Source organism: Sulfurimonas sp. HSL3-7 (assembly GCF_039645985.1).
Classification (GTDB): Bacteria; Campylobacterota; Campylobacteria; order Campylobacterales; family Sulfurimonadaceae; genus Sulfonitrofixus; species Sulfonitrofixus jiaomeiensis.
This window is the reverse complement of sequence record NZ_CP147919.1, coordinates 282220-306227: the sequence shown is the minus strand read 5'-3', so window position 1 is coordinate 306227 and position 24008 is coordinate 282220. Positions and strand designations below refer to the sequence as shown.

Here is a 24008-nt window from a genome sequence, read left to right as displayed (position 1 = left end):
TTATTTTCCCTCTCTGTTATTTGTTATATTCTCTGCTATCGAAAGTATCGTACAAAAATCTTCCGCATTCAGTGCCCCGCTGCCGATCAATGCCCCGTCGACGTTGTTGAGTGCCAGCAGCTCTTTGGCATTGGCTGTTTTCACACTGCCGCCGTACAGCAGCGGACGGCTGGTTTTCTGACGAAGAGCGGTGTGGATCAACTCCACATCATCTTCGCTCGGTGTTACCCCTGTACCGATCGCCCAAACAGGCTCGTATGCAATGATGAGTTTCTCATACTCCAGGTCGATACCCTCAAACTGATCATCGAGATAGTTCATCAGGGCCTCGTTCCCCTCTTCACGTACTTCGATAGGCTCGCCGATACAATAGACGATCGTAAAACCCTTCTCTTTATAATAGTTGAATTTTTCGATAATCAGTTCCTGTGATTCGCCCAATATGTGACGGCGTTCCGAGTGGCCGACAAGAATGGTTTTGATACCGAATTCGTCGAGCTGTTCGAGACCGATCTCACCGGTATAGGCTCCGTTTTCCACCGCGAAGGCATTTTGTGCACCTACTGTAAGGACACCCTCAAAAGTATTAAACGCCGTTGCCGGAGGAAAGATCATCGCTTCTGAAGAGATCCCCTTTTCTGTAATAAAACCGGAGACCTTTGTATAGTACTCTGCCGTCTGGGCACGTGTCATATTGGTCTTGAAATTGGCCGCAATGATCACTCTTCTTCTTCCTCTACAATCAATGGTTTAACACCCGGAAGCACTTTACCCTCAAGCAGTTCAAGCGATGCACCGCCACCTGTAGAGATAAAAGTCAGTTCCTCATCTACACCTACACGCTGAACCAGGTCAGCCGTGTCACCGCCGCCGACAACAGTTGTCGCATACGAATCAGCAACCAGATGTGCGATCTTATTGGATCCGCGTGCGAAGCGATCCATCTCATAAACGCCCATTGGACCGTTCCACAGGACCGTCTGGACATCGGCAAGGACTGAACGGTAAAGGCGCACTGTTGCCGGACCGATGTCAAGACCCATCCACCCTTTTGGGATCTCCTGTGCCGATGTTACCTTGCTCACCGAATCAGCTGCAAAGGTCTGGGCCGCGACAACATCGACCGGCAGATAAAACTTGACACCCAAACGGCGTGCTTCATCCATGATGTGCTGCGCTTCTTCAAGAAGATCGTCTTCGACAAGCGAGTTGCCTACATCATAACCCAATTGCTTCAAAAACGTAAAGGCCATACCGCCACCGATCAATACTTTATCGACTCTTGGCAGCAGATTGATCAGCGCTTCAAGTTTTCCAGAGACTTTCGAACCGCCGACAATAGCCGCGAACGGACGTGTCGGGCGCCTGATCAGCGTACCGAAAAACTTGATCTCTTTTTGCAGGAGAAAACCGGCCGCTTTGTGATCGTTGTCGAAGAAATGGGTAATACCCTCGACAGAAGCGTGTGCTCTATGGCTTACACCGAACGCATCGTTGATGTAGACCTCTGCCATTTCGGCAAGTTTTTTCGAAAGTTTCTCATCATTTTTCGTCTCACCTTTTTCAAAACGGAGGTTTTCAAGCAGTAGCACTTCATGATTAGGGAGGTCATATGCTTTTTGCATTGCGTCCTCGCCAACCACATCTTTCGCAAGATCGACATGGCGTTTAAGCAGCTGTTGAAGACGCAGCTGGACAGGTTCGAGAGAATATTTTTTATCGATCTCACCTTTTGGACGACCCATGTGTGACGCCAAGATAACGGCACAATCCTGGTCTAAACAGTAGTTGATCGTCGCAACGGCGGAACGGATACGGCGGTCATCCGTAATATTGCCGAACTCGTCCATCGGTACATTAAAATCACAACGGATAAAAACTTTTTTACGATAAAGGTCTATATCTTTAATATTTAAAAGCTGCATTCTTTAAATCCCTATTTACTGATGTGGATAGCCATATCGACCAGGCGACTGGAATATCCCCACTCATTGTCATACCAGGAAAGTACCTTGACCAGGTTTCCATCGATCACCTGTATCGTATCGAGTGCGACGACAGTACTTCGTTCTTCACCGACAAAATCCTGAGAGACCCTGTACTCTTCATCAACACCCAAAATACCTTTATGTGAACCTTCACTGGCCGCGATAAAGGCCGTTTTTATCTCCTCTAGCGTAACATCTTTTGAGAGGGTGACCGTAAGGTCTACCATAGAGACGTCGGCCGTCGGGACCCGGATCGCCTGACCGTTGAGCTTACCCTCAAGAGACGGAAGTACTTTTGAGATCGCTTTTGCCGCTCCGGTGGTCGTAGGGACCAGGTTGGTTGCGCCTGAACGTCCTTTTCTCGGATCTTTTTTATGTTTGGCATCAAGAATAGGCTGTGATGATGTATAGCTGTGGATCGTTGTCATCAAACCGTTTTCTATGCCGAATGCGTCATCAAGCACTTTGGCCAAAGGCGCCAGACCGTTGGTTGTACAGCTTGCATTGGAAACGACAGACTGACCGGCATAACTCTCTTCATTGGCACCGATGACGAAAGTAGCCGTATCATCTTTGGCAGGGGCGGAGAAAAGTACTTTTTTGACACCGTTATCGAGGTAAGGCTGCACACTCTCCTTGGTTAAAAATGCGCCCGTACATTCAAGTACGATCTCAGCACCGAATTCAGCGAAGTTAAGTTTTGCCGGATCACGTTCAGAGAGGATCTTGGCTCTGTCTTTACCGATACAGAGATACCCCTCTTCTACTTTTGCATCTTTACGTATACCGTGAACTGAATCGTATTTAACGTTGTATTCGATCATTTCATGCGCACCGCTTGCATTGACTGCCACAAGCTCAATATCATCTCTGTCCGCAATAATACGCGCTACACATCTACCGATCCGCCCTAATCCGTTAATCGCAATCTTCAATGCCATTTTTTGTCCTGATGTACTATGAACGCCTCTCTACTTCGTCAGACGTCATAAAAGTTAGATTATTGTTGGGTGATTCTAACGAAATTCAGCTATAATTTCGATAAATTGAAACAGCAATAGAGGTTTCAACAATGGATATAGCACTTTACGGCGGCTCTTTTGATCCGCCCCATCTCGGTCACGTTCATGTTGTCACTGCAGCCCTGGACAAACTTGATATCGAAAGGCTCATTATTGTGCCTGCTTTTGTCAACCCTTTTAAAACGGGCACACATGCACCTGCAGCACTTCGTCTTAGCTGGCTGAGAGAGATCTTTAAAGATGAAGATCGTGTTGAAGTAAGTGACTTTGAGACCAGCCAGAACCGGCCCGTAAGAAGCATTGAGACGGTCAAGCACTTTTGCGGTTTATATGACAAGATCTATTTTATCATCGGTGCCGATAACCTGGCTTCGCTGAAAAAATGGCACCGGTACGAAGAACTTGACAAACTGGTCACCTGGGTTGTCGCCACCCGCGACAAGATCGAGATCGGACAGAACTATATTCAGTTAGACGTCAGACAGGCCATCAGTTCGACACAACTTAGAAAAGAGATGACAGATGAGCACCTTCCAAGCGAAGTTGCCGCAGCCATTACAGGGTATTACCCTAAAAAACAACTTGAGGAAAACCATGCAAGATCGCATTAACAAAATCACAACTATCCTGGACACTAACAAAGCAGAAGCCATTGAGGTCTTTGACCTTCGCGGCCGCGACTACTTTGTTGACTATGTCATTATCGCCTCGTCACTCGGTACCCGCCACACCGAAGCTTTACTTGACCATCTCAAACGCGGTCTAAAGCCCGAAGAGCAGTTTTTAGGGACTGATGAGAGCGGGGAGTGGATCGCCGTCGACCTTGGCGACATCCTGATTCACATCATGACACCGGAATACCGCAGCCGCTATGACTTAGAGACGTTCTTAAGCTCTCTACGCAAAAACAGCGAAGAGGCATAATCCTCTCTGCCGACGCTCATTTTATCGCAAGCGTCTGAAAATGGCTTGCCCATCTATGAAAAGATACCTTTTTCTCCTCCTCCCCTTATTACTCTTTGGAAATGAACAGCGCCTTCTTCTTTCCGGTTTTGCCCTTCATGAAAAAAGAAGCAGCCGTTTCGGCGAGACCTACAATGCTTTCAACTACGGTCTTGGGTATGAGTATAATTTTTACCAGGAGGAGAGAAAGTTCTACCTCGGTCTTAATACACTGCTGCTCAACGACTCCTATTACAACCCCCAATTCACCCTCGGTGCCGGCCACTATATCCGTTTTGACACCGGCGCTCTGCAGAGCGCCGTAGGACTGTCAGGCTTCATAGGCTGGAAAAAGATCTATGACGATAACGACAACAGTCGTGATGGCGGAAAGTACGGCCTGATGGGCGGAATCGCACCCGCGCTTAACTTCTACTATAGTGATGCCAGCATCAATCTTATGTACGTCCCCTCTTTTCACTACCGGGATGTCGACGTCACCGGTTTCCTCTTCACCTATTTTTCATGGCGATTTTAGTTATGATACGATGACTGAAAAAAGGAGACATCTATGGCACTTTGCGGAATTGACGAAGCTGGACGAGGACCGATTGCCGGTTCATTGGTTGTGGCCGGTGTTGTACTCAACAAACCGGTCGAAGGGCTTATGGACTCAAAAAAGATCAGTGAAAAAAAGCGTGAACTGCTCTACCCGCAGATCATTGAAAGCGCCACCTACCACATCGTCACCTTTCCGGCCCACAGCGTTGACGAATTAGGGATCTCCGAATGCATGAGCATTGCACTTCAGGAGATCCAGTCAACAATAAAATGTGACAACTACCTCGTTGACGGGAACACCACTTTCGGTGTGAAAAACCTGAAGACCATGGTCAAGGCCGATGCCAAAGTCGAAGAGGTGAGTGCCGCTTCGATCCTGGCCAAAGTGACCCATGACAGGGAGATGATCGAATTCTCAAAGACATACCCTGAATATGATTTTGAAAAGCATAAAGGTTATGGGACCAAAGCCCATATCGAAGCGATCAAAAAGTACGGCTACACACCTGAACATCGCCGGAGTTTCAAGCTAAAAGCGCTGGAGGCGACCCTCTTTTAGCGTCTAATGACCGCGACCTTGGTCGGTGTATCCGGCACAACTTCACGGTGTACGCTTTCAACGGGTTTGACATGGGCATCTCGGCCATAGATAAAACTCTGCTCTTCGACAATGATCTTGTACGCTTTATTCAACTCTTTGGCTCTTGATACGGATGGGTACAAAAGATAAGAAACATCATCTTTTATCTTCTCGACTTCGCTGTTCAGGAGTGCACCATTGTCATCAAAAAACCTTTCCATCACTTCGTTATTCGCCCTGAACTCATCGCCTGCATGATTGACTTCCAGGTATTGCGAATATTCATATTTCCCATCCTGCGTCTTCGGCTCTATGATGTTTTTGAGCCCATTGGCATCCTGCGTCCAGTGATACCAGCCATTTTGAAAGTGACTCTTGTCAAACTTTCTCTGAAAAACAAAAGTACTGTCCGCGATCGCACCTATGCCGCTATGACATCCGATACAGTATTGTGTCTCTTCATAGTTCTGCGGTCTGAGTTCCCCCTGCTCATCTTCGATAAACCCCTGGTAGACCCAGCCGATATTATTTAGAGCACCATATTCGGAGTTGCCGGTGACCGTTCGCAATCTATCCGGAAAGGCATCTTTCTCCTTGATATCGGTCAGTGTCGCGTTGGAAAGTGCTGCATACGTAATCCATGCTTTTTTCCTGGCGTATCGCAGCTCTTTCATTCTGGGCGCCATTGTAATATTCTGTGTACTCTCATCGACATCGATATACCTTACACTATGCAAGAACTCTGTGTTTTTTGGGTAGAGCCCCGGTGCGATCAGGTACTCATTTTCAATCAGCAGCGATTTAGCCAGTCCGACATAACTCATCGAAAAACCTGTTATCTTTCCGCTTACGGGGTCATAGCTTGGCTTCTCCCATCTGAAGACGATCTCTGCTGTCCTATTTAAGACGCCGTCCTGATTCAGGTCGACACCGTACAGGTGCTCGTCAACCTCATCAATCATAATATTTTTCTGTTTTATCAGCGCCTCTACGATAGTTAGGTTCAATGCATAGACGTCTCGGTCAAAATGACCGTTCTCATCCAGCATGAACTCACTTGATAGCCGGATAAGCACATCGTCGGTACTGCCGTTTGTCGGCCAGAAAGTACCTAAGAAGGGATAATATCCGAAAGCTCTCCAGCCGGTAAATGCGTTATCCGGGGACTTGTCAAAACCTGCATCATCAAAATTAAAATAACAGTCCGGCACATATCCGCCCCACTTTCCGTCACTGTTGATATCCCACTCCGTCGGCGGGTTTTTCAGCTTGTTGGCCAAAAGGATCTGCCCTTGCTGCATATAATTGTTCTCTCTTACATAACTGACGATCTCATCATCGCTTATCTGGCCGACCAAAGCGGTTCTGTCTTTAAAAAGGTTCGTAAACCTGTTGGTCTGGGTATATTCTCCAAAAGCGTAGCTCTCCTGCAGGTCCGCATCATTGACATAGTTCGGTTCTTTTGAGTTGATGTGGCATGCGTAACATGGGTTGTGGACCGTCCCTTTATCATCAACGGTTTTTGTATAACACTGGCTGGTCACATAGGCACCCCTGTTGTTTAGAGGTGTCGTAGAAAAGAAGTCGATCGTGACCGGCACGATATTTCGAGTGTTATAAAGCGAGTTATTACTCTCGTAACCGGCTATGAAGGCAAGTGCCTCCGTCTCATTTGTATCGGCAGCACCGTTTTCGGCACTACCGCAGCCTAACACATATGCACCGACTAAAATGACACCTGCTAAAATATAATATTTCATAAGATCCTCATCAAAACACATTCTCTTTTTTTAAAGATATGGGCTATCTCTAAAAAAAGAGAAGGAAACCCTCCTTCTCTCGGTTGTTGTTTAAAAATGATTACCAGCTTTTAAACGGTCCGACGACACCGACAGATGACTGTTTCTGTAGTTCCGTTGCACTTGCTTCCAAGCTGTAATCGACGTCACCTGAACTGACTTCACCGAATGGGTGTTGTGTCACCAGACTCAAGTAGCCGTAGCCGTTGATATCTTTGTACCAGAACGGTGATGTCGTTTCAGAACCGTACGGTGTTGAGACAATGCGTGTCAGCTCTTTTGTCTTCGTATCGTACGACCATACGAAGTCGTTTGGATGTGAACCAGTGTCTTCCCCAATGATCAGTGTGTTTTTCCCTTCAAGGAAAGTCACATTGTCCGGGTTGGCGATCCCGTTAACAGAACATGTGTATGCCTCATAAGTTGAACCGGCAGGGTAGCTTGCCGGTGCACCGATAACCTCAGCACGTGTATTTTTCACAACATATGCACTGTTGATCACGTTGCTGTTGATGTCATAAGCGACTTCTGTTGCACCATGAACATCCAGTGCGTAGACCGCGCCACAACTGTTCGCTTCTTCAATTTGAATATCACCGGCAGTATCGGACATCCCTTTCGTTACCTGGCTCATAGCGACATAGAGTTTGCGCTCATCAGGGTTGAATGTGATGCCCTCTTCTTTTCTAAATTCTGTCGTAGCACCAAGCATTGCAGCATATCTTCTGGTCTCGAGGAATGCGGCTTCCGTCTCTTTTCCGGCGTTAAGCTGTAGACACTCTTCACCCATGGCCGTATTGACATACGTAAATCCGGTATCACAACTACTATTGCTTACCGTACCTATTGTAAAGATATCGCTGAATTTCGGTTCTGAAGCAACGATAGTTTTAAGTTCCGCATCTGTTCCGTGCCCCAGTTTGATCCAGACCAGGTCGGCAGCCCCGCCGTTTTTAGCAGATGTCTGAATCCATTTAGCGGCATAAAGTGTACCGGCGCTAAGGTCTTTCGCCGTGTCCGCCACATACATGTAGAAACCGACATTGGTACCGTCATCTGATAAATATGCTGTCTTTTCATCCGGCATGACATACGCAAGTTCCCACGCTCCGCGGCCCATACTGAAGTGTTTTGTATAGTGATATGTTGGTGTAGCAGCAGTCGCATCCACCGTAACTTCCGGGATATAACCGTAGTAATACGGATTGTTGTTTGCCGAAACATTTGTGTTGTTTTCATCAGCCCAGTAGTATTTTGTCACTTCATCATAATATTTGTTACCGGTCAACATTGTCGTTGCATTTAGATCTTCTTCGACCGCTCTCGCATTCGGTTCATACTCTTCACTTCCGAGGTGTGATTCCCACGGTGTCGTTACACCCGCACAGTGTACCCAGCCGCCAAAACCATCGGCTTGGCTGATATATTTAAGTGAATCGGCCTTGACAGATAAAGTACCCTCACTGTCCTGCTCAAGCTCCATACCGTACATCGCACCCACTTCACACTCAAACTGAGACACCATGAAAAGACGGCCATCTTTTTGGAGAATAGACGAGTGATCCAGACCTGAACCCAGGGCATTTCCATTTGCCCCGTCACAGATAAACGGACTGCCGTCCGCATACGTGATCGGTGTATCGGTATTGTCTTTTAAAAGACCAAATGTTTCACCATTATCTAGCGTGCTTGCTGAGATCAGTTCTGTGAACCCTATTGTGTCCGTGCTTCCGTTGGCATAAGTAACACTTTTAGCTGTACGGATCTCCATCTTCTCGGTGTCGGTTACCGGTGCGCTAAGCTCTTCGAAATAAAGACTACCTGCTGTGGCATCAATACCGTCTACACCATCTGTACCGTCGTTGCATCCTGTCATAAACAGTGCTGTTGCCACTGCTGCAGACAACATGATCATCATCGGTTTTTTCATTTCCATAAATCTTCCTTCATTCAAAATTACGGCAGAAGAATAGAAGATATTTATTACCCCGATGTATCCGGTACGACACAAGAAAATAAACTTTCCAATACAGTTTGATTACAAGAACGTATTGTGTATTGTTTAAATATTTGGATTATCCCGAGGTTTTCATTCACGCTATACTCTTTTACTGTTACACTTGCACTATGAAATCAATTGAACATATCAATAACGCCCTTGCAGACCTGGATAAAGAGGTCGAGAATATACTGATGGACTGGTCTATAAACCTGACGGAAAAAGACAACCTGATGCTGCCTCTTTTGCAGCAGAAAAAAGTATTGAAACAGACACTAGAAGATTTGACGTACCTAAAAGAGAATCCGCCGACGCCGAACCAGCCCTGTGGTATTTCGAAGTATAGGGAAGACAGTTAGAGCGAAGAGGCGGCTTCGCCACTCTGAAAGAAGATTACTTTTCTTTGTATAGAAAATGATCGACCGAAAACTTTCCTGCTCCGTGAGTGACAAGGACAAAGAGCATCAGCATATAGTAAAGCGGAATCTCAAACCCGTTATCGCCTGAACTGAAACCGTGCGGTAGGTGCACCGTTACGATCGCGACAATCATCACAATGATCAGCGGAATCGAGATAAGGCGTGTCGCCAGCCCGAGGGTCAATAACAACACACCCAGAGCTTCAGTGGAAGCGGCTAAATAAGCCTGCAGTGTCGGCAATGGAAGCCCCATCGAACCAAACCACTCCGCGACGGAACCAATATCACTCCACTTCATTTTTGCCGGCTCGTAAAAGCCGTACGCCAGTATCAGACGTAAAAAAAGCAGTGATACACTTTGAAGCTTCTCCAGAAGGGGTTCGACCAACTTGCAGAGTTTCGTAATTTGGCATTGCATAACATCTCCTTTTTACTAGCTCCGGTTTTGGTTAGTGCACTCATAACTGATGTAAACCAGTTATGACTACACTAGCGGTCGCAATCAAGGCCGTTACCGACCTTGACAATGTAAAGCTGTTATTTACCGCACTTGCCTGCGCCGCATTTGCCTACTTTTTCGACAGTTTTCTCAGCACCGCACTTTTCTGCTTTTTTCTCAGCACCGCACTTTTCTGCTTTTTTCTCAGCACCGCATTTTGCCGCTTTTTTCTCAGCACCGCATTTACCTTCTACCGGTTTCGATGTACCGCATTTGCCCTCTTGCGCCCATGCAGACGTCGTACCTAAACCAATGAATAACGCCGCACCGATAAACAGTGCCAATAAACTCATCTTTTTCATCTTTGATCCTTTACGATTTTTTCATGCTACGTCGTACAGTATAGTCCAAATAACAACTGCTGTCTGTAACATGGGTGACATAACTTCAACTACTATAGTATAAAAAATATTAATAATTAAATAACAGATAAGAGATGGTTTTGTTTCTTAATTTACCATTAAGAAACAAAATATGGTTCGATTGGGTTGCCGTGTATGAGGCTGTATAGTTATTAAAATTGATAGTATGGATTGCATTTTTTGATAGAAAGAAGTACTCCCCTCCAGATACCTGCGGCACATAACCGAGTGGAGTGAGCTGCTGTGTTCCCACCCTGACTCATTGTTCCAAACGACCATTGCACAGGTCTAAAGGGAAGCGTTCAAAACCGCTAACGGTGCTGAGCGCTTATTAAAGTATCGGAATTATAGCAAAGAGTCGTAAATAAATCAACTTCTCTGACAACATAACTACTGCTTTTCGTCTAATATTTTCTTGCAAAAGAAAATGAACCTATGAAGAGCTCTTTATTCCCGTATACATTCCCAACGTGAAGGTTGGGAACGAATAAAAAATTCTATTTCTTAAAGTATCTCTAAATCACTTGTTGTTGCCAAAGGAACTATCGTCCCTTTTTCTGAACCAGGCGTTGTATCAAATACTACAATATCAAAATCCACATCATTAATTTGGTCTAATTTCGTTGCTATATCAGCATCATAGGGAGGAACAGTGTAATTAACATCATTAACTTCAACTGTTTTCACATCTGACAACGTAAACGACGGGAATGACAACTCTGCACGACTACAAACAGCAAGTGTTTGTCCGGCCAAAGATGCTGACGCAATAGCTGCATCTGACGAGTTATATAAGGTAACGGTAACTGTCTTTCCACTACCCGCATCAATTACTGTATTAGAAAGATTTATGACTTCGATCTGTCGTGAACCGGTTGTTGCGCTGTCAGTTATAACATTATCTGTAGCACATAAAGCATACAGATGCGCACTATTTTTCGGAAAATCTACAGGATGATCCACTACTGTATTATTTACCGTATACGTATCATGCCCAGTAACCGGAACCATATCACTTGAAAATCCATCAACAAAATGGGAATCACCTTCGATCGTAAATTCAACAAGACTTGTTTGACCATTTGCAAGATGAATAACATTCGGTTTCAATGCATCCTCAACTATTTCTTCTGCCTTATCTTCGAACCAATCACACCCGCTCATTGTGAGTAGTCCTGCCCCTAACAACCCTGCCGTAACGATTGAACGTAATTTCATAGTATCTCCTTTAAATTCATATCAATTTTCAGTATATTGCTTTTCGAAAAAAAAACAGCTTAAGTCTCTAAATTATATTTCAGGCTGCGCAATTGGCTACAATACGTTTATGCTATACATCGTCACCGCACTCAGCGCCGAGGCGCGTCCTATTATTGACCATTTCAGACTCAAAAAGGTTGAAAATGCACTTCCCTATCCGCTGTTTTCAGCAGAGAACGTGCGCCTGCTGGTTATGCAGGTTGGGTATGAAAACGCCCTGATGGCAGCCTCATCGCTTTTCGGTCACGAACGTCCGAAAGAGGACGACCTGCTGCTTAATGTCGGCATCTGCGCGGCGCCTACGCGCTACACTCTCGGAACACCGCTTGTCGCCCACAAGATCACGCATAAAGAGCACGCCTACTATCCCGATATGCTGCTGAACCACCCTTTCGAAGAGGTGGAGCTGCATACCCTCGAAGGGGCGAAAGACAGTGAGCACGCCCACCCTGTCGACATGGAGGCCCACGCTGTCTTTAAGGCGGCATCGCGTTTTATGCAGAGCCACCAGATGCTCTTTGTCAAAGTGGTCTCGGACCATTTCGAGCCTGAGCGTGTCACCAAAGAAGCGGCAACAACACTGATTGCCGCTCAGCTAAAGGGGATTCTCCATCTCGCAGATGAACTCAGTCATCTTGTTCGAAAACCGTCACTTTTCAACGAGGAGGAGCTCGAGCGCATCGAGGCGCTCAAAACGCTTTTCAGCAAGACCCAGGGGCACGTTTTTGAAGATGCCTGTTATTATTACAAATTAAAGAACGGCTCGGCTTTGCCGCCGAGCATACAGAACGTCGAAGAGAAGCTGACAAAACTCGAAAGGAACCGTCTGCATGAACGCTGCATTACTGCACTCACCGTGTGAACTCTTTTCCCACCTCTATGTGGAACGTGCCGTCATCGATCACCCGCAGACGAAGAGGATCATGGCACGCTTTCCCCGTTCGCATATCATCGAGATTGACCACTACAAGGATGTCTTTAACCGTCCCAACCAGGACTTCCGCATCCAGAGCCGCAGCAAGAACCTCATCCTGGCCAGACGCGAAGCCCCCTATCTCTATGAAGGTTCCTACTACAGCGACGGGTTCGAGTTCGAGAACTTCTTCTATACCCCGACGCTTCTCGGCTGTCTCTACGACTGCGACTACTGCTATCTTCAGGGAATGTACAACTCCGCCAACAACGTCCTCTTTGTCAATATCGAGGCGTACTTCGAGGCGGTGAAACCGCACCTTGACAAACCGACCCTGGTCGCCATCTCTTACGACACCGACACCCTCGCCACCGAATCGCTCAGCGGCCACTCGGCGGCATGGATCGTATTTGCAGGCAGGGAACCGAATCTCAACCTTGAGATCCGCACCAAGAGCGCCAACTTCAAGCCGCTGCGCTCTTTAGAGCCATCGGCGCAGATCGTACTGGCCTGGACACTTTCGCCGCAGGTGATCATTGACAGGTACGAACATAAGACCCCGTCGCTAAGGCAGCGTCTCAAAGCGATAGCAGAGGCTCTGCAGGCAGGTTGGCAGGTACGCCTCTGCATCGACCCGGTCATCTACAACGACGATTTCGAAGCGCTCTACCTGCCATTTGTCGATGAGATCTTCGCGACACTCGATGCTGAAAAGATCCACCAGCTCACTCTAGGCAGTTTTCGGATGAGTTCGACCTACCTCAAACGGATCAAAAAGATGCATTCGAGCGACATCGCCTTCTACCCCTACGAGGTCAATGACGGGGTGGCAAGCTACTCTAAAGCGGTTGAACAGAAGATTTTGGCGACAATGGTTGCCAAGGTCACCGCCTATTTTCCGAAAGAGAAGATACGGACCTGGGAGATATGATGGAAAATACAACTATGCAGAGCGCACTGGTGACAGGGGTCAGTTCGGGTATCGGAAAAGCGATCGCCGAGAGGCTGCTGGAGATGGGCTTCAGGGTCTACGGCCTCAGCAGAAACGTCACGCAGACCACCTTGGAGCACCCGCACTTTACACCGCTGCCGTGTGACCTCCGAGACAGCGAAGCGATCGAACAGACGGTCGCTGCTCTGGACAAAAGCGCGCTCACCCTGCTTGTCAATGCCGCCGGGTTCGGACGGTTCGAGCCCCACGAAGAGCTCTCGACAGAGACCATCACGGCGATGATGCGCATCAACCTCGAAGCGCCGATCCTGCTGAGCAACCTGCTGCTTCGCACACTCAAGGCCAACCAGGGCAATATCGTCAACATCACCTCCATTGAAGCCCTGCGGTCGTCCAGGTTTTCCGCCCTCTACAGTGCCACCAAGAGCGGTCTTCGCGCCTTCGGGCAGAGCCTCTTTGAAGAGGTGCGCAAAGAGGGAGTGAATGTCCTCACCATCAACCCGGACATGACGGACACCGCCTTTTTCGACGATCTGCGTTTCGGGGTCTCGGAGAAAGAGGATGAGAAACTGCTTGCTACGGACATCGCTGATATCGTTGAAGATATCCTGCAGATGCGTCCCGGTTCTGCCGTGACCGAAGTGACCGTGCGTGCCCAAAAATTCGGAATAACAAAGAAGAAGACAAAATGATCGAACGCCACCCCTCGAACTACCCGCTGGCCCGGCCTGAGACTATTTCGGACGAGAGTCTTAATACACTGGAGAATGCCCTGTCATCCTATCTTGGCTACAGCCATGTGATCGCGCTTGATTCAGTTGAGAGCGCCTTTTCGCTCTCTTTCTCGATCTTCGACGAGATGAGCACCGTTCTCTGCTCTCCTAATGCGCCGCTCGCCCTCTTTAAAGCTCTCCATAAGCACTGTCTTCAACCCCGCTTTTGCGATCTTAAACTCGACGGCACACTCGAAGGCCGTTTTTTGCATAAAAACATAGACGAAAGCAGCCGGGCACTGCTTGTCTCGCACAACCACGGCCAGCTTGCAGAGCTGGACAGCCTGACAGAGTTCGCCGACAAGAACGACCTTCTCTTCATCGAAGACGCTACGCAGGCCTTTAGAGGCAAAGCGTATGCTGGTGCCAAAACAGCCCTTTTTGACCTGGAGACACTTCTGCCCTCTTTTATTGCCAGGGGCGGTTTTATCGCGACCGACGATGAAGAGCTGGCTGCAGAGTTTCGCCTGAAAAGCAGAGGCGGCTATGTTCAGAAGAAGTTCTGGAACTATGATATCGCCGGTATCTCTGAGTACAGCACGATGAACAATCTGACCGCATCGTTTGCCTTGGCTGCTCTGTCGGATATCGAAAGTGTCCTGGCAAAGATCGATGCAGTTCAGACGCTCTATCTTCAAAAACTCGCATCCAACCGTCTTGTGGAGCTGCCAAAAGCCAAAAATCTTGTTGCCTACCCGCTTTTTCCTATCGCGCTGGTTCCGGCACTCTTTTGTCCAAAAGAGGATATTTACCAGGCCCTGACGGAAAAAGGGATCCCCGTACGCGTCGGCAACAAGCCCGTCTACAAGACCACGGCATTCAAAGATGACGCCATCTCTCTCTTCGGCGCCGAAGAGGTCCACAAAGCCCAGATCCTCCTCCCGGCCCACCATCTCATAACCCTGGATGAGGCAGCATCCGTCGTCGAGACCCTTGAAAGTGTCCTTGATCACTATGGCTATCGAGGCTGTACATTTTGACGGCAAAGCTTTTTCTCTTCTTAACATTTGCACTTACAGCCCTTCTTTTTTAAGCGTTAATATTTTTTTCGCTACACTTTCGGACTTTTTATTTCTATACTATATATTAGAAAAACAATTTTAGAGGCTGCATACGGCTCCTAAAAAGATCCCTCCTACAAGGAAAACTATTTGAAACTCATCGTCGTCGAGTCACCCGCCAAAGCCAAGACCATTAAAAACTTTTTAGGCAAAGAGTACGAAGTCATCGCCTCAAAAGGCCATATCCGCGACCTGCCTAAGAGTCGTTTCGGAATCAAAGTCGATGAAGAGAAGAGAGAGCTGACGCCGGAGTACAGCGTCGCCAAAGAGAATGCCGCAACCGTCAAGCAGATCAAAGAGCTGGCAAAGAAAGCCGAGACGATCTACATCGCGACCGATGAGGACCGCGAGGGAGAAGCGATCGGCTGGCACGTAGGCCACGCCATTGCGAAAGTGACCAAGCAGGATCCCGAGACACTGCCGCGCATCGTCTTTCACGAGATCACCAAAACAGCGATCAATGCCGCCCTTGAGCACCCGCGCCAGATCAACATGGATCAGGTCAATGCCCAGCAGACACGCCGTCTTCTGGACCGTGTTGTCGGGTACAAGCTTTCGCCTCTGCTGGCCTCAAAAATCCAAAAAGGGCTCTCTGCAGGACGCGTGCAGTCTTCGACACTCAAGATCGTTGTTGACCGCGAACGCGAGATCAAAGCCTTTATCCCGGTAGAGTACTGGAGTATCGACACTGTCTTCGCACCCCATATCGATGCGAATCTGATCCAGTATCAGGGCGAGAAGATATCAAAACTCACGATCACCAATGCGGACGATGCCAAAGCGATCGCAGCCACTCTCGAGAAAGAGGCCTTCAAGGTTGCCTCTATCGAGACAAAAGAACGTAAAAGTTCGACACCGCCGCCGTTCATGACCTCGACACTTCAGCAGACCGCTTCGAGCAAACTCGGCATGTCACCGAAAAAGACGATGATGCTTGCGCAGACACTTTATGAAGGGGTCAAAACACCCGAAGGCACTTCGGGCGTCATCACCTACATGCGTACCGACTCCCTCAACATGGCGAAAGAGGCGGTAGAAGCGGCCAGAGAGACCATTGCGAACACATACGGAGAGCAATACCTGCCGAAATCACCGAAAAGCTATCTCAAAAAGGCCAAAGGCGCGCAAGAGGCGCACGAGGCGATCCGTCCGACGATGCTCTCGTTCACGCCAAAAGTGGCAGCCGCCTACCTCAAACCGGATGAGCTTAAACTCTATACCCTCATCTACAACCGCTTTTTGGCCTGCCAGATGAAAGATGCGATCTTCGAACAGCAGGCGATCATCTTTAAAAGCGAGAGCGGCGAGTACAAGGCAAACGGGCGCAAGCTCATCTTTGACGGTTTTTATAAAGTCCTCGGCAGTGACGACAAAGACAAACTTCTGCCTGCCCTTGAAGAAAACCAGGCCATTGCCATGGAATCGATCAAGCCGACACAACACTTCACCGAACCGCCGGCCCGTTTTTCGGAAGCAAGTCTCATCAAACAGCTCGAAGCCGAAGGTATAGGCCGTCCTTCGACCTATGCACCGACTATTTCGACCTTGCAGGCCCGTAATTACATCACGATCGAAAAACGTCAGATTGCACCGACAGAGGTCGCTTTTACTGTCATAGAGATGCTAGAAAAGCACTTTACCGATATTGTTGATGCCAACTTTACCGCCAATATGGAAGAGGTGCTCGACAAGATCGCCGACGAGGGGTATGACTGGCAAAAAGTCCTAAGCGACTTTTACTTCCCGTTTATCGAACGCGTCAACGAAGGCAAGCAGAGCATCGTCTCTCTCAAATTGGCGCAACCACTCGGCCGCAACTGCCCCGAGTGCGGTTCTGAGCTTCTGCTCCGTTCAGGACGTTACGGAAAGTTCATCGCCTGCAGCGGCTTTCCGAAGTGTAAATACACCGAACAGGTCGCCGAGGACGGCGAGACAAGCGAGGGGCCGAAAGTAGAGACCACTGATGAGAAGTGCGAGAAGTGTGGTGCCGACATGGTGATCAAAAACGGCCGTAACGGCAAGTTTCTGGCGTGCAGCAACTACCCTGAATGTAAAAACACCAAGTCCCTTGAGGTGGAGAGCAAGGAGTCGAAGGTTCCGTGTCCCGAATGCGGCGGAAAACTGATCTATCGTCAATCGCGCCGCGGGCCGTTCTGGGGTTGTGAGAACTACCCGAAATGTAAGTTTATCTCCAAGTTCGAGCCGACAGAGAAAAAATGTCAGGTTGAAGGGTGTGACGGAACATTGGCTAGACGTACCTATCGCGGCAAAGAGGTCTATGAGTGCATAAAATGTAAAGACCGCACTCCGGTGGAAGAGACCGAATAGAAGATGCATCGGGGCAATAGAGGAGTTTTTCTGTGAAAATAGGTATCCTGTCCGACACCCATAAAAAAGAGAAACGTTCGCAAAAAGTCATCGACCTCCTGATGGACAAGGGGGCAGAATTTCTTATCCACGCCGGCGACATCGTCAAGCCCGAGATGCTGGAACAGATGGTCCGCAGCGGCGCACGATATATCGCTGTCTACGGCAATAATGACGCGCATCTGCATGAACTGCACAACCGCTATAACCTTGTTCAGGAGCCGCACTATTTCAAGCTCGCAAAGACAAAGTTCAAATTGATGCATCTGCCGTTTTTCATGTCGCCTGACAGTGAGATAGTAATTTATGGCCACACCCACACCTTTGACTGTGAGTTTACCAATGGCACCCTCTTTCTCAATCCGGGAGAGGCCTGTGCCCGCAACAAACCGGTCAGCGAATGCGCCATGCTGGAGGTGACCGATACGCACCTGAATGTCACCTACTATTCACGGGCGCTAAAAACAAAGCACTTCGAGGAGCAGCACTTCTCGTTCGAAAGGAAAAAAAAGTGACAAAAAAGATCTTTTTATGCGCCATCTCCAACATCAACAGCGGTACCTGCAACGAGGACTGCAAATTCTGTTCACAGAGCGTCAAATACAAAGCCGATATTGAACGCTATATCCAGAAACCGATAGAGACGATTATTGAAGAAGCGAAAGCGGCCCGTGCTTCGGGCGCGCTCGGCTTCTGCCTTGTTACAGCGCGTAAAGGGCTTGATGACAAGGTCCTCAGATTTGTCTGCGACGTTGCCCGTTCCGTCAGCAGTGCGGTTCCGGACCTTCGCCTGATCGCCTGTAACGGTACCGCCAGTGTCGAACAGCTGCTCACACTCAAAGAGGCCGGTGTCAAAGCCTACAACCACAATCTTGAGACCTCCGAAGCCTTTTACCCGGAAGTCTGTACCACCCATAGTTGGCAGGAACGCTACGAGACATGTCAAAATGTCAACAAAGCGGGACTGAAACTGATTACCGGCGGGATCTTCGGTATGGGAGAGACGCAGGAGGACCGCATCTCGATGCTGGAGTCCCTGAAAAGTCTCAACCCCGTCTCCGTGCCGCTCAACTTTTACCATCACAACCCGGCCCTGCCTTTAAAACCGAATCCGCTGACGACAGATGAAGCACTGGAACTTATTACAATGGCTCGTGAGATCATCAGCGACGCCGAACGTATCATGGTCGCAGGCGGACGCGAAATGCAGTTCGGTGACCGCCAGAACGAGATCTTTGCGGCGGGAGCCAACTCTATCGTTATCGGCAACTACCTCACCACACAGGGACGCGACAAAAAAAGTGACCTGGAGATGATCAAAGAGCTTGGCTTAGATATTGCAACGAAGGTCTAGCCTTTGCACCCCTTTGGATTTCATTTTATTTTTGACCTGACTTTTTTTTCATGTGGCGTCTAATGTATAGAAGTAAAAGAAGGGATGAAATCCGAGATACAATTCAAAACAGCTGGTAATTACTGTTTATAAGAAAGCATTAAAACAGGCTCTTATTTCCTGTTCCAACAGGTAAATAAAAATTCTACAGGCCGTTGCCCCACATATGCATCTTCTTCGCCATCACCAGGTCGTACCCTTCCAGGATATCGATACTGTTAGAGGCCCGGAACTCCGCCGCCTCCAGCATCGCTTTGAGCTCTTCGACATCGGCGTCCCCCTTTTTAGAGAGGACGATGATATCGCCGGTGTTGGCAAGAGTCGTGTAGATACCTTTGAGAATACGCTCCCTGAAAGCGTGCCGATGGAGCACGTCGCGGATCAGCACGATATCGTTGTCGCGCGGCAGGGCTCGAAAAGGGGCGTTGTAACTTGCAACTGTGTGGATCTTGAGCGATTCGCTCTCCTCAAACGGCTGATGCTCACCCGGATAGAGTGCCAGTGCCAGACGGTATGCGGGAAAAGAGGAGAGGTGTTCAGCGACTGCTGCTGTCAGATCGTCGGCATGGGCCGTAATATCGAGCACCTTGAAGCCGGGCTGCGGCTGGATAAGTTGTAAAAACTGGCGGTAATCGTTCATATTTTATAATCCGTTGCTGCTAGGAAAAGAGGTGAAAATCTATACCGTTCCAACTTGCTAAATAGCGAGGTCGTGCAGCTCTTTGAAGAGAAAGGCCTCGACGATGTCGTCAATATCTCGTTGGGTGTGGGCGACTAGGACCATCATCTGCTGCTCAATGAACTCCATGACCGGCTCAAAGTCGCCGATAACGACGACCGCATCCACCCAGTCGTTGACATCCTCTTTGGTATCGAAGTAGTTGATCTCAACGACCTGACCCGCTTCGAGGTCGATCAGCGCCCAGGTTTTGGCATCATTGATCGAGACAAGCTGCCCCTCCTGCGTATCATCACTGTCCATCGGTAAAAGGATCTTCACTCGCTACTCCTGACCGACTTTTGAAAGATCAAGTTTCAGCGCTTCGTTGTCCATGATACCGATACCGGCATCGAGTACTTTATGCGCAATCTCCTGTGCCTCTTTAAGCGAATGCATCTTGGCCGTACCGCACTGGTAGAGGTTGAGTTCCGGAATGTCATTTTGCGAAGCGACCTGCAGGACATCTTCCATCGACTCTTTCCACGCTTTGGCAACCGTCTCTTCCGCCGGCGTGCCGATCGTGCTCATATAGAAACCGGTACGGCAGCCCATCGGCGAGATATCGATGATCTCGGTCTCCTTGCTGTTGAGATGGTCACGCATAAAACCGGCAAAAAGATGCTCCAGCGTATGGATCCCTTTCTCACTCAGGATATCTTTGTTTGGCTTGACGAAACGGAGGTCAAAAACAGTGATATCGTCACCGGACGGGGTCTTCATCCCCTTGGCTTTGCGCACGGCCGGTGCCGGCATGATCGTATGGTCTACGGTAAAGCTGTCTAATAGTGGCATTCGTTATCCTTAAAAATTATAGTAGGAGAATATTAGCATAAATGGGTAACATTAAAATCGGTACAATACAGCTATATTTTTTCTCTAAGTGAGTATTATGAAAAGCCTGTTTGATGATGCAAAAGCTGCCACGTTAACGACACCGCTGCAGATGCGGGTCTACACCTCCCAGCTGCTGGGACAATCTGAAGATCTGGTTCTCCACGGTGGCGGGAACACCTCATACAAGAGTGATGAAACCCTCTATGTCAAAGGGAGCGGCTGGAACCTGATTGACATTGAGGAACCGGGGTTTTCGCCCGTCGATCTTGCCGTTCTCCAGGAGATGGCAACACGTAAAGAGCTCAGTGATTCGCAGATGGTCAAGGAGCAGCGTGCCGCCCTTCGCAAGGCTGATGCACCCAACCCCTCCATCGAGGCGATCCTCCATGCCATCATCCCGTTTGCATTTGTCGATCACACCCATGCCGATGCCATCGTCACCATCTCCAACACCCCCAACGGCAAAGAGATGCTCAGAGAGATCTACGGCTACAATGTCCTGCTGATCGACTATGTGATGCCGGGCTTCATCCTCTCCAAACAGATCTATGAACAGACCCGGGACATCGACTGGAGTGCGCTGGAGGGGATCATTCTGCTTAATCACGGCCTCTTTACCTTTGATGATGACGCCAAAAGATCCTACGAAAAACATATCGACTTGGTGACAAAGGCCGAAGCGTACATTCAGGCCAATACAACACTCCCGACAAAATGCGAACCAAGAGATCTAGACGGTACCTTTTTTGACACCCTGATCCAAAAGGTATCGGAACTTCGCGGTACCGCTATTACCGCCGTTATCCTCGATTCGGTTCAAGCCTGTGCCCTTTCAAAGCTGCCCGACCTTGAAGAGATCCTATCCAAAGGGGAGTTGACACCGGAGCATGTTATTCGGATCAAACCCTTTCCCGCCGTTATCGACGAAGATGTACAAGAGGGGTTGCAACAATTCGTAAACAACTACCGTCGTTATTTTGAAGAGAATGCAGACAGCAAGCATATCTGTCTCGATCTGGCACCGCGATATGCTATGATTAAAGGCTTTGGTGCCGTCGCTTTCGGCAAAGACGAAAAAGAGGCTAACGTGATCGCCGACATCGTCGAACACACCGTCAAAGCGATGCTCACCGCCGAACAGCTCGGCGGCTGGAAAAGCCTCAAGCCAAGCGATGTTTTCGATATGGAATATTGGGAATTGGAACAAGCTAAACTGATAAAGCGCTAAAGTGTAATACAGGACAGGAACTAAATTCTGTATCGTAAAAAATAACTAATAAAGGATTATTATGAAAGTCACAAAAAAAGTCACATTTATCGCTAAAGAGGGGCACGAACAACAGCTCTCTACCCTACTGAACGCTATGATCACCCCATCGCGCAACGAACACGGCTGTCTGCTCTATGATATTTTCCAGTATGAAAAGGATCCGAAAACATTCATCGTCATCGAGTCATGGGCCGATGAAGAGGCGCTGGAGGGGCATAAACACTCCAAGCACTACCTGCACTACAAAGCCCATTATGAGGTACACACCGCGGACAAATACAGCGACAACCTCAACATTCTCGGGGATCTATTTTAAGCTTTTCAGAGGTATGGGTACCTGTAAATACGCAGGATACTTTCTTCTAAAAAATCACCCCAGTACTTCCAGTTCATCGGTGTATTTATCCAGACAATACTGCTCGTAACTCGACTTGTACACCTTGTAGTGTGCCGATGTTTTGTGCCCTTCTAGGGCTGTTTCGTCCCGCCATGTCTCTACCGCCATAAATTTCTCAGGCCTCTCTTTATACTGAACGATCTCGTAGAAGATACAGCCGTCTTCCGCTTTTGAGGGCTCTACCATCGCCGTCAACAGCGCCTTCATCTGTTCGATGCCGTCCGGTTTGGCAATAAATGTTACACGTTTTGTAATGGTCACTTTTTTCTCTTTCTGTTAAATTTTCAACGGGATTATAGCAGAAGGCTACAGCCCGGGGGCTCTCCACATCGACGTTGTGATTTCCTGATCGACCAGTTTCAGCTGCGAAGCGTATGCTGCCTGCCACCGACTGGCGACCTCCCGGTATTTTGCATGGTTCTGAGTATCAGGGTTGTAGCATTTATCCCACTGCACCAGATTTTTTGCCGCTTCGGCAATGCTTTTATACTCGCCCGTTGCAACACCGCAGGCAAAGGCACCGCCGAGCGACGTCGCTTCGTTTACATTCGGGATTTTCACCTCTTTGCCTGTGACATCGGCCAGGATCTGAGACCACAAAGTGCCCTTGCTTGCACCGCCGGCAAAGGTGATACTCTCGTTCTGCACCCCGGTAAAACGGAAGATCGCCTCAAGGTTGAGCATCGAGACGATAGCCGCGTTCTCCTCAAGCGAACGGAACATCGCTCCTTTCGAGGCGATCGCGGGATCGAGAGAGAGGTTCAAAAAAGAGGGAGCGGCATGGTACCATCTGCCGTAATGCATAACATCCGAGAAGATGGGCAGTATCCCGTTGGCACCGACAGGCACATTTGAAGCCAGCTCTTCGAGATAGGCATAAGGGTCGATCCCTCTTCTCTTGGCGTCTGACACCTCACTCTGGCACAGAGCGTCCCTGAACCAGCGCATCACCAGTCCCGAGAAGAAGGTGATCCCCTCCGCCTGCGAAATACCGGGGATGACGTGCGGGTTGATACGGATATCCATATTGGGATCTGTCTTGGCCGTCGGCATATTCACCAGCTGCTGCCAGAAGGTGCCGCCAAGGACCGCAACTTCGCCCGCTTCGACAACACCGAGACCGGCTGAACCCAACTGCACATCACCGCCGCCCGTCACTACCGGCGTCCCCGCTGCAAGTCCTGTCTCTTCCGATGCTCTTCTTGTCACCTCGCCGATGACCGCTCCGCTCTCGTATACCGGTGGGAAAATATCATCTTTTAATCCCAACTTTTTTGCCATCTCCGGTACCCATTGACGCTTTTCAAGCGAGAAGATACCCGATGTTCCGGCATTCGAGGGCTCACTCGCGATCACGCCGGAGAGCTTCGTCAGAACCCAGTCGCTGATCATGTTCATTGAAGCTGTCTTTTCATAAAGGTGCGGTCTGTTTCGCTTCAACCACAACAACCGGGGCAACGCACCGAGCGCATAGGTCTGACCACTTTGGGTATAAAAGCGTTCTTCACTGCCGGCAAACTCTCTTTTGAGTTCAGTCACCTCCCTGTCAGCTCTCGCATCCACATTGGCTACCCCGAACAGTTCTTTGCCTTCCCTGTCATAAAGGACGATCCCTTCACGCATACTTGTCGCTGTGACCGCTTTGATCGCTTCGGCTTTAATACCCGCTGTATCGATCGCTTTTTGGATACATGAAGAGAGAATTGTCCAATTGGTCTGATAGTCAAACCCCATTGAGTTTGCAACACCCTCCTCGCTCAGATGCGTCCACTCCTGCTGGCCTATCCCCACCTGATTACCAAGAGTATCAAATATTACTGCTCGTCCGCTTCCTGTCCCCGCATCAATCGTTAAAAAATAGCCCTGGCTCATCTTGTTCCTTGGGAGATCAATTCT

Annotated in this window: 27 protein-coding genes and 1 other RNA gene; 14 read left to right on the top strand and 14 right to left on the bottom strand. The window is 48.7% G+C overall.

Annotated features, from left to right (window positions below; genetic code table 11):
• Genes WCY20_RS01540 through gap form a run of 3 tightly spaced genes read right to left on the bottom strand, consistent with a single transcriptional unit; the run spans position 1 to position 2929 of the window.
• Positions 1 to 723: a triose-phosphate isomerase gene (locus WCY20_RS01540; RefSeq protein ID WP_345976510.1), complete on the bottom strand. Its 723-nt coding sequence runs from the start codon at positions 721 to 723 to the stop codon at positions 1 to 3.
• Positions 720 to 1925 (bottom strand): phosphoglycerate kinase, encoded by a 1206-nt coding sequence (locus WCY20_RS01535; RefSeq protein WP_345976509.1) that lies wholly within the window; start codon positions 1923 to 1925, stop codon positions 720 to 722. The genes WCY20_RS01540 and WCY20_RS01535 overlap by 4 nt, the downstream gene beginning before the upstream one ends.
• 11 nt (positions 1926 to 1936) lie before the next feature.
• Complete coding sequence (gene gap / locus WCY20_RS01530) at positions 1937 to 2929, bottom strand: type I glyceraldehyde-3-phosphate dehydrogenase (protein WP_345976508.1); 993 nt, start codon at positions 2927 to 2929, stop codon at positions 1937 to 1939.
• 131 nt (positions 2930 to 3060) lie between these two features.
• On the opposite strand from gap, the gene nadD reads away from it, so the two are divergent.
• Genes nadD through WCY20_RS01510 form a run of 4 tightly spaced genes read left to right on the top strand, consistent with a single transcriptional unit; the run spans position 3061 to position 5072 of the window.
• Positions 3061 to 3621 (top strand): nicotinate (nicotinamide) nucleotide adenylyltransferase, encoded by a 561-nt coding sequence (nadD, locus tag WCY20_RS01525; protein ID WP_345976506.1) that lies wholly within the window; start codon positions 3061 to 3063, stop codon positions 3619 to 3621.
• The gene (rsfS, locus tag WCY20_RS01520) at positions 3605 to 3934 is read left to right on the top strand and encodes a ribosome silencing factor (RefSeq protein WP_345976504.1); all 330 of its coding nucleotides are present in this window, start codon (positions 3605 to 3607) and stop codon (positions 3932 to 3934) included. The genes nadD and rsfS overlap by 17 nt, the downstream gene beginning before the upstream one ends.
• Positions 3935 to 3989: 55 nt before the next feature.
• Positions 3990 to 4490, top strand: a complete 501-nt coding sequence (locus WCY20_RS01515; protein ID WP_345976503.1) for a hypothetical protein — start codon at positions 3990 to 3992, stop codon at positions 4488 to 4490.
• Positions 4491 to 4523: 33 nt separating this feature from the next.
• The gene (locus WCY20_RS01510; protein WP_345976502.1) at positions 4524 to 5072 is read left to right on the top strand and encodes a ribonuclease HII; all 549 of its coding nucleotides are present in this window, start codon (positions 4524 to 4526) and stop codon (positions 5070 to 5072) included.
• Here WCY20_RS01510 and WCY20_RS01505 read toward each other — a convergent pair.
• On the bottom strand, positions 5069 to 6853 hold the full coding sequence (locus tag WCY20_RS01505; RefSeq protein ID WP_345976500.1) for a hypothetical protein: 1785 nt from the start codon (positions 6851 to 6853) through the stop codon (positions 5069 to 5071). The genes WCY20_RS01510 and WCY20_RS01505 overlap by 4 nt on opposite strands.
• Before the next feature lie 100 nt (positions 6854 to 6953).
• Positions 6954 to 8828: an alkaline phosphatase PhoX gene (locus WCY20_RS01500; RefSeq protein ID WP_345976498.1), complete on the bottom strand. Its 1875-nt coding sequence runs from the start codon at positions 8826 to 8828 to the stop codon at positions 6954 to 6956.
• A gap of 191 nt (positions 8829 to 9019) precedes the next feature.
• Here WCY20_RS01500 and WCY20_RS01495 point away from each other — a divergent pair, with 191 nt between their 5' ends.
• A complete protein-coding gene (locus WCY20_RS01495) occupies positions 9020 to 9250 on the top strand; it encodes a hypothetical protein (RefSeq protein WP_345976496.1) in 231 nt (76 codons plus the stop codon).
• A 34-nt stretch (positions 9251 to 9284) separates the two neighbouring features.
• On the opposite strand, the gene WCY20_RS01490 is transcribed toward WCY20_RS01495, so the two are convergent.
• The 4 genes from WCY20_RS01490 to WCY20_RS01475 form a co-directional block, all read right to left on the bottom strand.
• Positions 9285 to 9728 carry a DoxX family protein gene (locus WCY20_RS01490; RefSeq protein WP_345976494.1) on the bottom strand — a complete coding sequence of 148 codons (444 nt, stop codon included), beginning with the start codon at positions 9726 to 9728 and terminating at the stop codon, positions 9285 to 9287.
• 119 nt (positions 9729 to 9847) lie between these two features.
• Positions 9848 to 10111, bottom strand: a complete 264-nt coding sequence (locus tag WCY20_RS01485) for a hypothetical protein (RefSeq protein ID WP_345976493.1) — start codon at positions 10109 to 10111, stop codon at positions 9848 to 9850.
• Between the two features lie 257 nt (positions 10112 to 10368).
• An RNA gene (ffs, locus tag WCY20_RS01480) (signal recognition particle sRNA small type) lies at positions 10369 to 10466 on the bottom strand.
• 209 nt (positions 10467 to 10675) lie between these two features.
• The gene (locus WCY20_RS01475) at positions 10676 to 11389 is read right to left on the bottom strand and encodes a hypothetical protein (protein ID WP_345976491.1); all 714 of its coding nucleotides are present in this window, start codon (positions 11387 to 11389) and stop codon (positions 10676 to 10678) included.
• A 109-nt stretch (positions 11390 to 11498) separates the two neighbouring features.
• Here WCY20_RS01475 and WCY20_RS01470 point away from each other — a divergent pair, with 109 nt between their 5' ends.
• The 7 genes from WCY20_RS01470 to WCY20_RS01440 all read left to right on the top strand — a co-directional run bounded on the left by WCY20_RS01470 (position 11499) and on the right by WCY20_RS01440 (position 18851).
• A complete protein-coding gene (locus WCY20_RS01470; protein ID WP_345976490.1) occupies positions 11499 to 12293 on the top strand; it encodes a hypothetical protein in 795 nt (264 codons plus the stop codon).
• Positions 12262 to 13275 carry a spore photoproduct lyase family protein gene (locus tag WCY20_RS01465; protein ID WP_345976488.1) on the top strand — a complete coding sequence of 338 codons (1014 nt, stop codon included), beginning with the start codon at positions 12262 to 12264 and terminating at the stop codon, positions 13273 to 13275. Before WCY20_RS01470 ends, WCY20_RS01465 begins: the two co-directional genes overlap by 32 nt.
• Before the next feature lie 14 nt (positions 13276 to 13289).
• Positions 13290 to 13988 (top strand): SDR family oxidoreductase, encoded by a 699-nt coding sequence (locus WCY20_RS01460; RefSeq protein ID WP_345976487.1) that lies wholly within the window; start codon positions 13290 to 13292, stop codon positions 13986 to 13988.
• Positions 13985 to 15049, top strand: a complete 1065-nt coding sequence (locus tag WCY20_RS01455) for a DegT/DnrJ/EryC1/StrS family aminotransferase (protein WP_345976485.1) — start codon at positions 13985 to 13987, stop codon at positions 15047 to 15049. Before WCY20_RS01460 ends, WCY20_RS01455 begins: the two co-directional genes overlap by 4 nt.
• A gap of 171 nt (positions 15050 to 15220) precedes the next feature.
• Positions 15221 to 17458, top strand: coding sequence for a type I DNA topoisomerase (gene topA, locus WCY20_RS01450; protein ID WP_345976484.1), 2238 nt, complete (start codon positions 15221 to 15223; stop codon positions 17456 to 17458).
• A 32-nt stretch (positions 17459 to 17490) separates the two neighbouring features.
• Positions 17491 to 18012, top strand: coding sequence for a YfcE family phosphodiesterase (locus WCY20_RS01445; protein ID WP_345976482.1), 522 nt, complete (start codon positions 17491 to 17493; stop codon positions 18010 to 18012).
• Entirely contained in the window at positions 18009 to 18851 is an 843-nt protein-coding gene (locus WCY20_RS01440) for a biotin synthase (protein ID WP_345976481.1), read from the top strand. Before WCY20_RS01445 ends, WCY20_RS01440 begins: the two co-directional genes overlap by 4 nt.
• Before the next feature lie 184 nt (positions 18852 to 19035).
• Here the strand turns inward: WCY20_RS01440 and WCY20_RS01435 are convergent, their stop codons facing one another.
• From WCY20_RS01435 to luxS, 3 genes are read right to left on the bottom strand one after another with little or no spacing between them, the layout of a single operon-like run.
• Positions 19036 to 19530, bottom strand: a complete 495-nt coding sequence (locus WCY20_RS01435; RefSeq protein ID WP_345976480.1) for a hypothetical protein — start codon at positions 19528 to 19530, stop codon at positions 19036 to 19038.
• Between the two features lie 57 nt (positions 19531 to 19587).
• Positions 19588 to 19890, bottom strand: a complete 303-nt coding sequence (locus WCY20_RS01430) for a hypothetical protein (protein ID WP_345976478.1) — start codon at positions 19888 to 19890, stop codon at positions 19588 to 19590.
• 3 nt (positions 19891 to 19893) lie between these two features.
• Positions 19894 to 20403, bottom strand: a complete 510-nt coding sequence (luxS, locus tag WCY20_RS01425; RefSeq protein ID WP_345976476.1) for an S-ribosylhomocysteine lyase — start codon at positions 20401 to 20403, stop codon at positions 19894 to 19896.
• 97 nt (positions 20404 to 20500) lie between these two features.
• Between luxS and WCY20_RS01420 the strand changes: the two genes are divergently transcribed.
• Both WCY20_RS01420 and WCY20_RS01415 read left to right on the top strand, forming a co-directional pair.
• A complete protein-coding gene (locus tag WCY20_RS01420) occupies positions 20501 to 21673 on the top strand; it encodes a class II aldolase/adducin family protein (RefSeq protein WP_345976474.1) in 1173 nt (390 codons plus the stop codon).
• 61 nt (positions 21674 to 21734) lie between these two features.
• Positions 21735 to 22031 (top strand): putative quinol monooxygenase, encoded by a 297-nt coding sequence (locus WCY20_RS01415; RefSeq protein WP_345976473.1) that lies wholly within the window; start codon positions 21735 to 21737, stop codon positions 22029 to 22031.
• A gap of 54 nt (positions 22032 to 22085) precedes the next feature.
• Here the strand turns inward: WCY20_RS01415 and WCY20_RS01410 are convergent, their stop codons facing one another.
• Together WCY20_RS01410 and lsrK are read right to left on the bottom strand one after the other, a co-directional pair.
• Positions 22086 to 22373, bottom strand: coding sequence for a putative quinol monooxygenase (locus WCY20_RS01410; protein ID WP_345976471.1), 288 nt, complete (start codon positions 22371 to 22373; stop codon positions 22086 to 22088).
• Between the two features lie 45 nt (positions 22374 to 22418).
• Positions 22419 to 23984: an autoinducer-2 kinase gene (lsrK, locus tag WCY20_RS01405; protein WP_345976470.1), complete on the bottom strand. Its 1566-nt coding sequence runs from the start codon at positions 23982 to 23984 to the stop codon at positions 22419 to 22421.
• Between the last annotated feature and the right edge of the window lie 24 nt (positions 23985 to 24008).

Excerpts from the sequence above, each read along its gene's own strand:
- WCY20_RS01535 (WP_345976509.1), bottom strand. The coding sequence starts at position 1,925 with ATGCAGCTTTTAAATATTAAAGATATAGACCTTTATCGTAAAAAAGTT.
- gap (WP_345976508.1), bottom strand. The coding sequence starts at position 2,929 with ATGGCATTGAAGATTGCGATTAACGGATTAGGGCGGATCGGTAGATGT.
- nadD (WP_345976506.1), top strand. The coding sequence starts at position 3,061 with ATGGATATAGCACTTTACGGCGGCTCTTTTGATCCGCCCCATCTCGGT.
- rsfS (WP_345976504.1), top strand. The coding sequence starts at position 3,605 with ATGCAAGATCGCATTAACAAAATCACAACTATCCTGGACACTAACAAA.
- WCY20_RS01515 (WP_345976503.1), top strand. The coding sequence starts at position 3,990 with ATGAAAAGATACCTTTTTCTCCTCCTCCCCTTATTACTCTTTGGAAAT.
- WCY20_RS01510 (WP_345976502.1), top strand. The coding sequence starts at position 4,524 with ATGGCACTTTGCGGAATTGACGAAGCTGGACGAGGACCGATTGCCGGT.
- WCY20_RS01505 (WP_345976500.1), bottom strand. The coding sequence starts at position 6,853 with ATGAAATATTATATTTTAGCAGGTGTCATTTTAGTCGGTGCATATGTG.
- WCY20_RS01500 (WP_345976498.1), bottom strand. The coding sequence starts at position 8,828 with ATGGAAATGAAAAAACCGATGATGATCATGTTGTCTGCAGCAGTGGCA.
- WCY20_RS01495 (WP_345976496.1), top strand. The coding sequence starts at position 9,020 with ATGAAATCAATTGAACATATCAATAACGCCCTTGCAGACCTGGATAAA.
- WCY20_RS01490 (WP_345976494.1), bottom strand. The coding sequence starts at position 9,728 with ATGCAATGCCAAATTACGAAACTCTGCAAGTTGGTCGAACCCCTTCTG.
- WCY20_RS01485 (WP_345976493.1), bottom strand. The coding sequence starts at position 10,111 with ATGAAAAAGATGAGTTTATTGGCACTGTTTATCGGTGCGGCGTTATTC.
- WCY20_RS01475 (WP_345976491.1), bottom strand. The coding sequence starts at position 11,389 with ATGAAATTACGTTCAATCGTTACGGCAGGGTTGTTAGGGGCAGGACTA.
- WCY20_RS01470 (WP_345976490.1), top strand. The coding sequence starts at position 11,499 with ATGCTATACATCGTCACCGCACTCAGCGCCGAGGCGCGTCCTATTATT.
- WCY20_RS01465 (WP_345976488.1), top strand. The coding sequence starts at position 12,262 with ATGAACGCTGCATTACTGCACTCACCGTGTGAACTCTTTTCCCACCTC.
- WCY20_RS01460 (WP_345976487.1), top strand. The coding sequence starts at position 13,290 with ATGCAGAGCGCACTGGTGACAGGGGTCAGTTCGGGTATCGGAAAAGCG.
- WCY20_RS01455 (WP_345976485.1), top strand. The coding sequence starts at position 13,985 with ATGATCGAACGCCACCCCTCGAACTACCCGCTGGCCCGGCCTGAGACT.
- WCY20_RS01435 (WP_345976480.1), bottom strand. The coding sequence starts at position 19,530 with ATGAACGATTACCGCCAGTTTTTACAACTTATCCAGCCGCAGCCCGGC.
- luxS (WP_345976476.1), bottom strand. The coding sequence starts at position 20,403 with ATGCCACTATTAGACAGCTTTACCGTAGACCATACGATCATGCCGGCA.
- WCY20_RS01420 (WP_345976474.1), top strand. The coding sequence starts at position 20,501 with ATGAAAAGCCTGTTTGATGATGCAAAAGCTGCCACGTTAACGACACCG.
- WCY20_RS01415 (WP_345976473.1), top strand. The coding sequence starts at position 21,735 with ATGAAAGTCACAAAAAAAGTCACATTTATCGCTAAAGAGGGGCACGAA.
- lsrK (WP_345976470.1), bottom strand. The coding sequence starts at position 23,984 with ATGAGCCAGGGCTATTTTTTAACGATTGATGCGGGGACAGGAAGCGGA.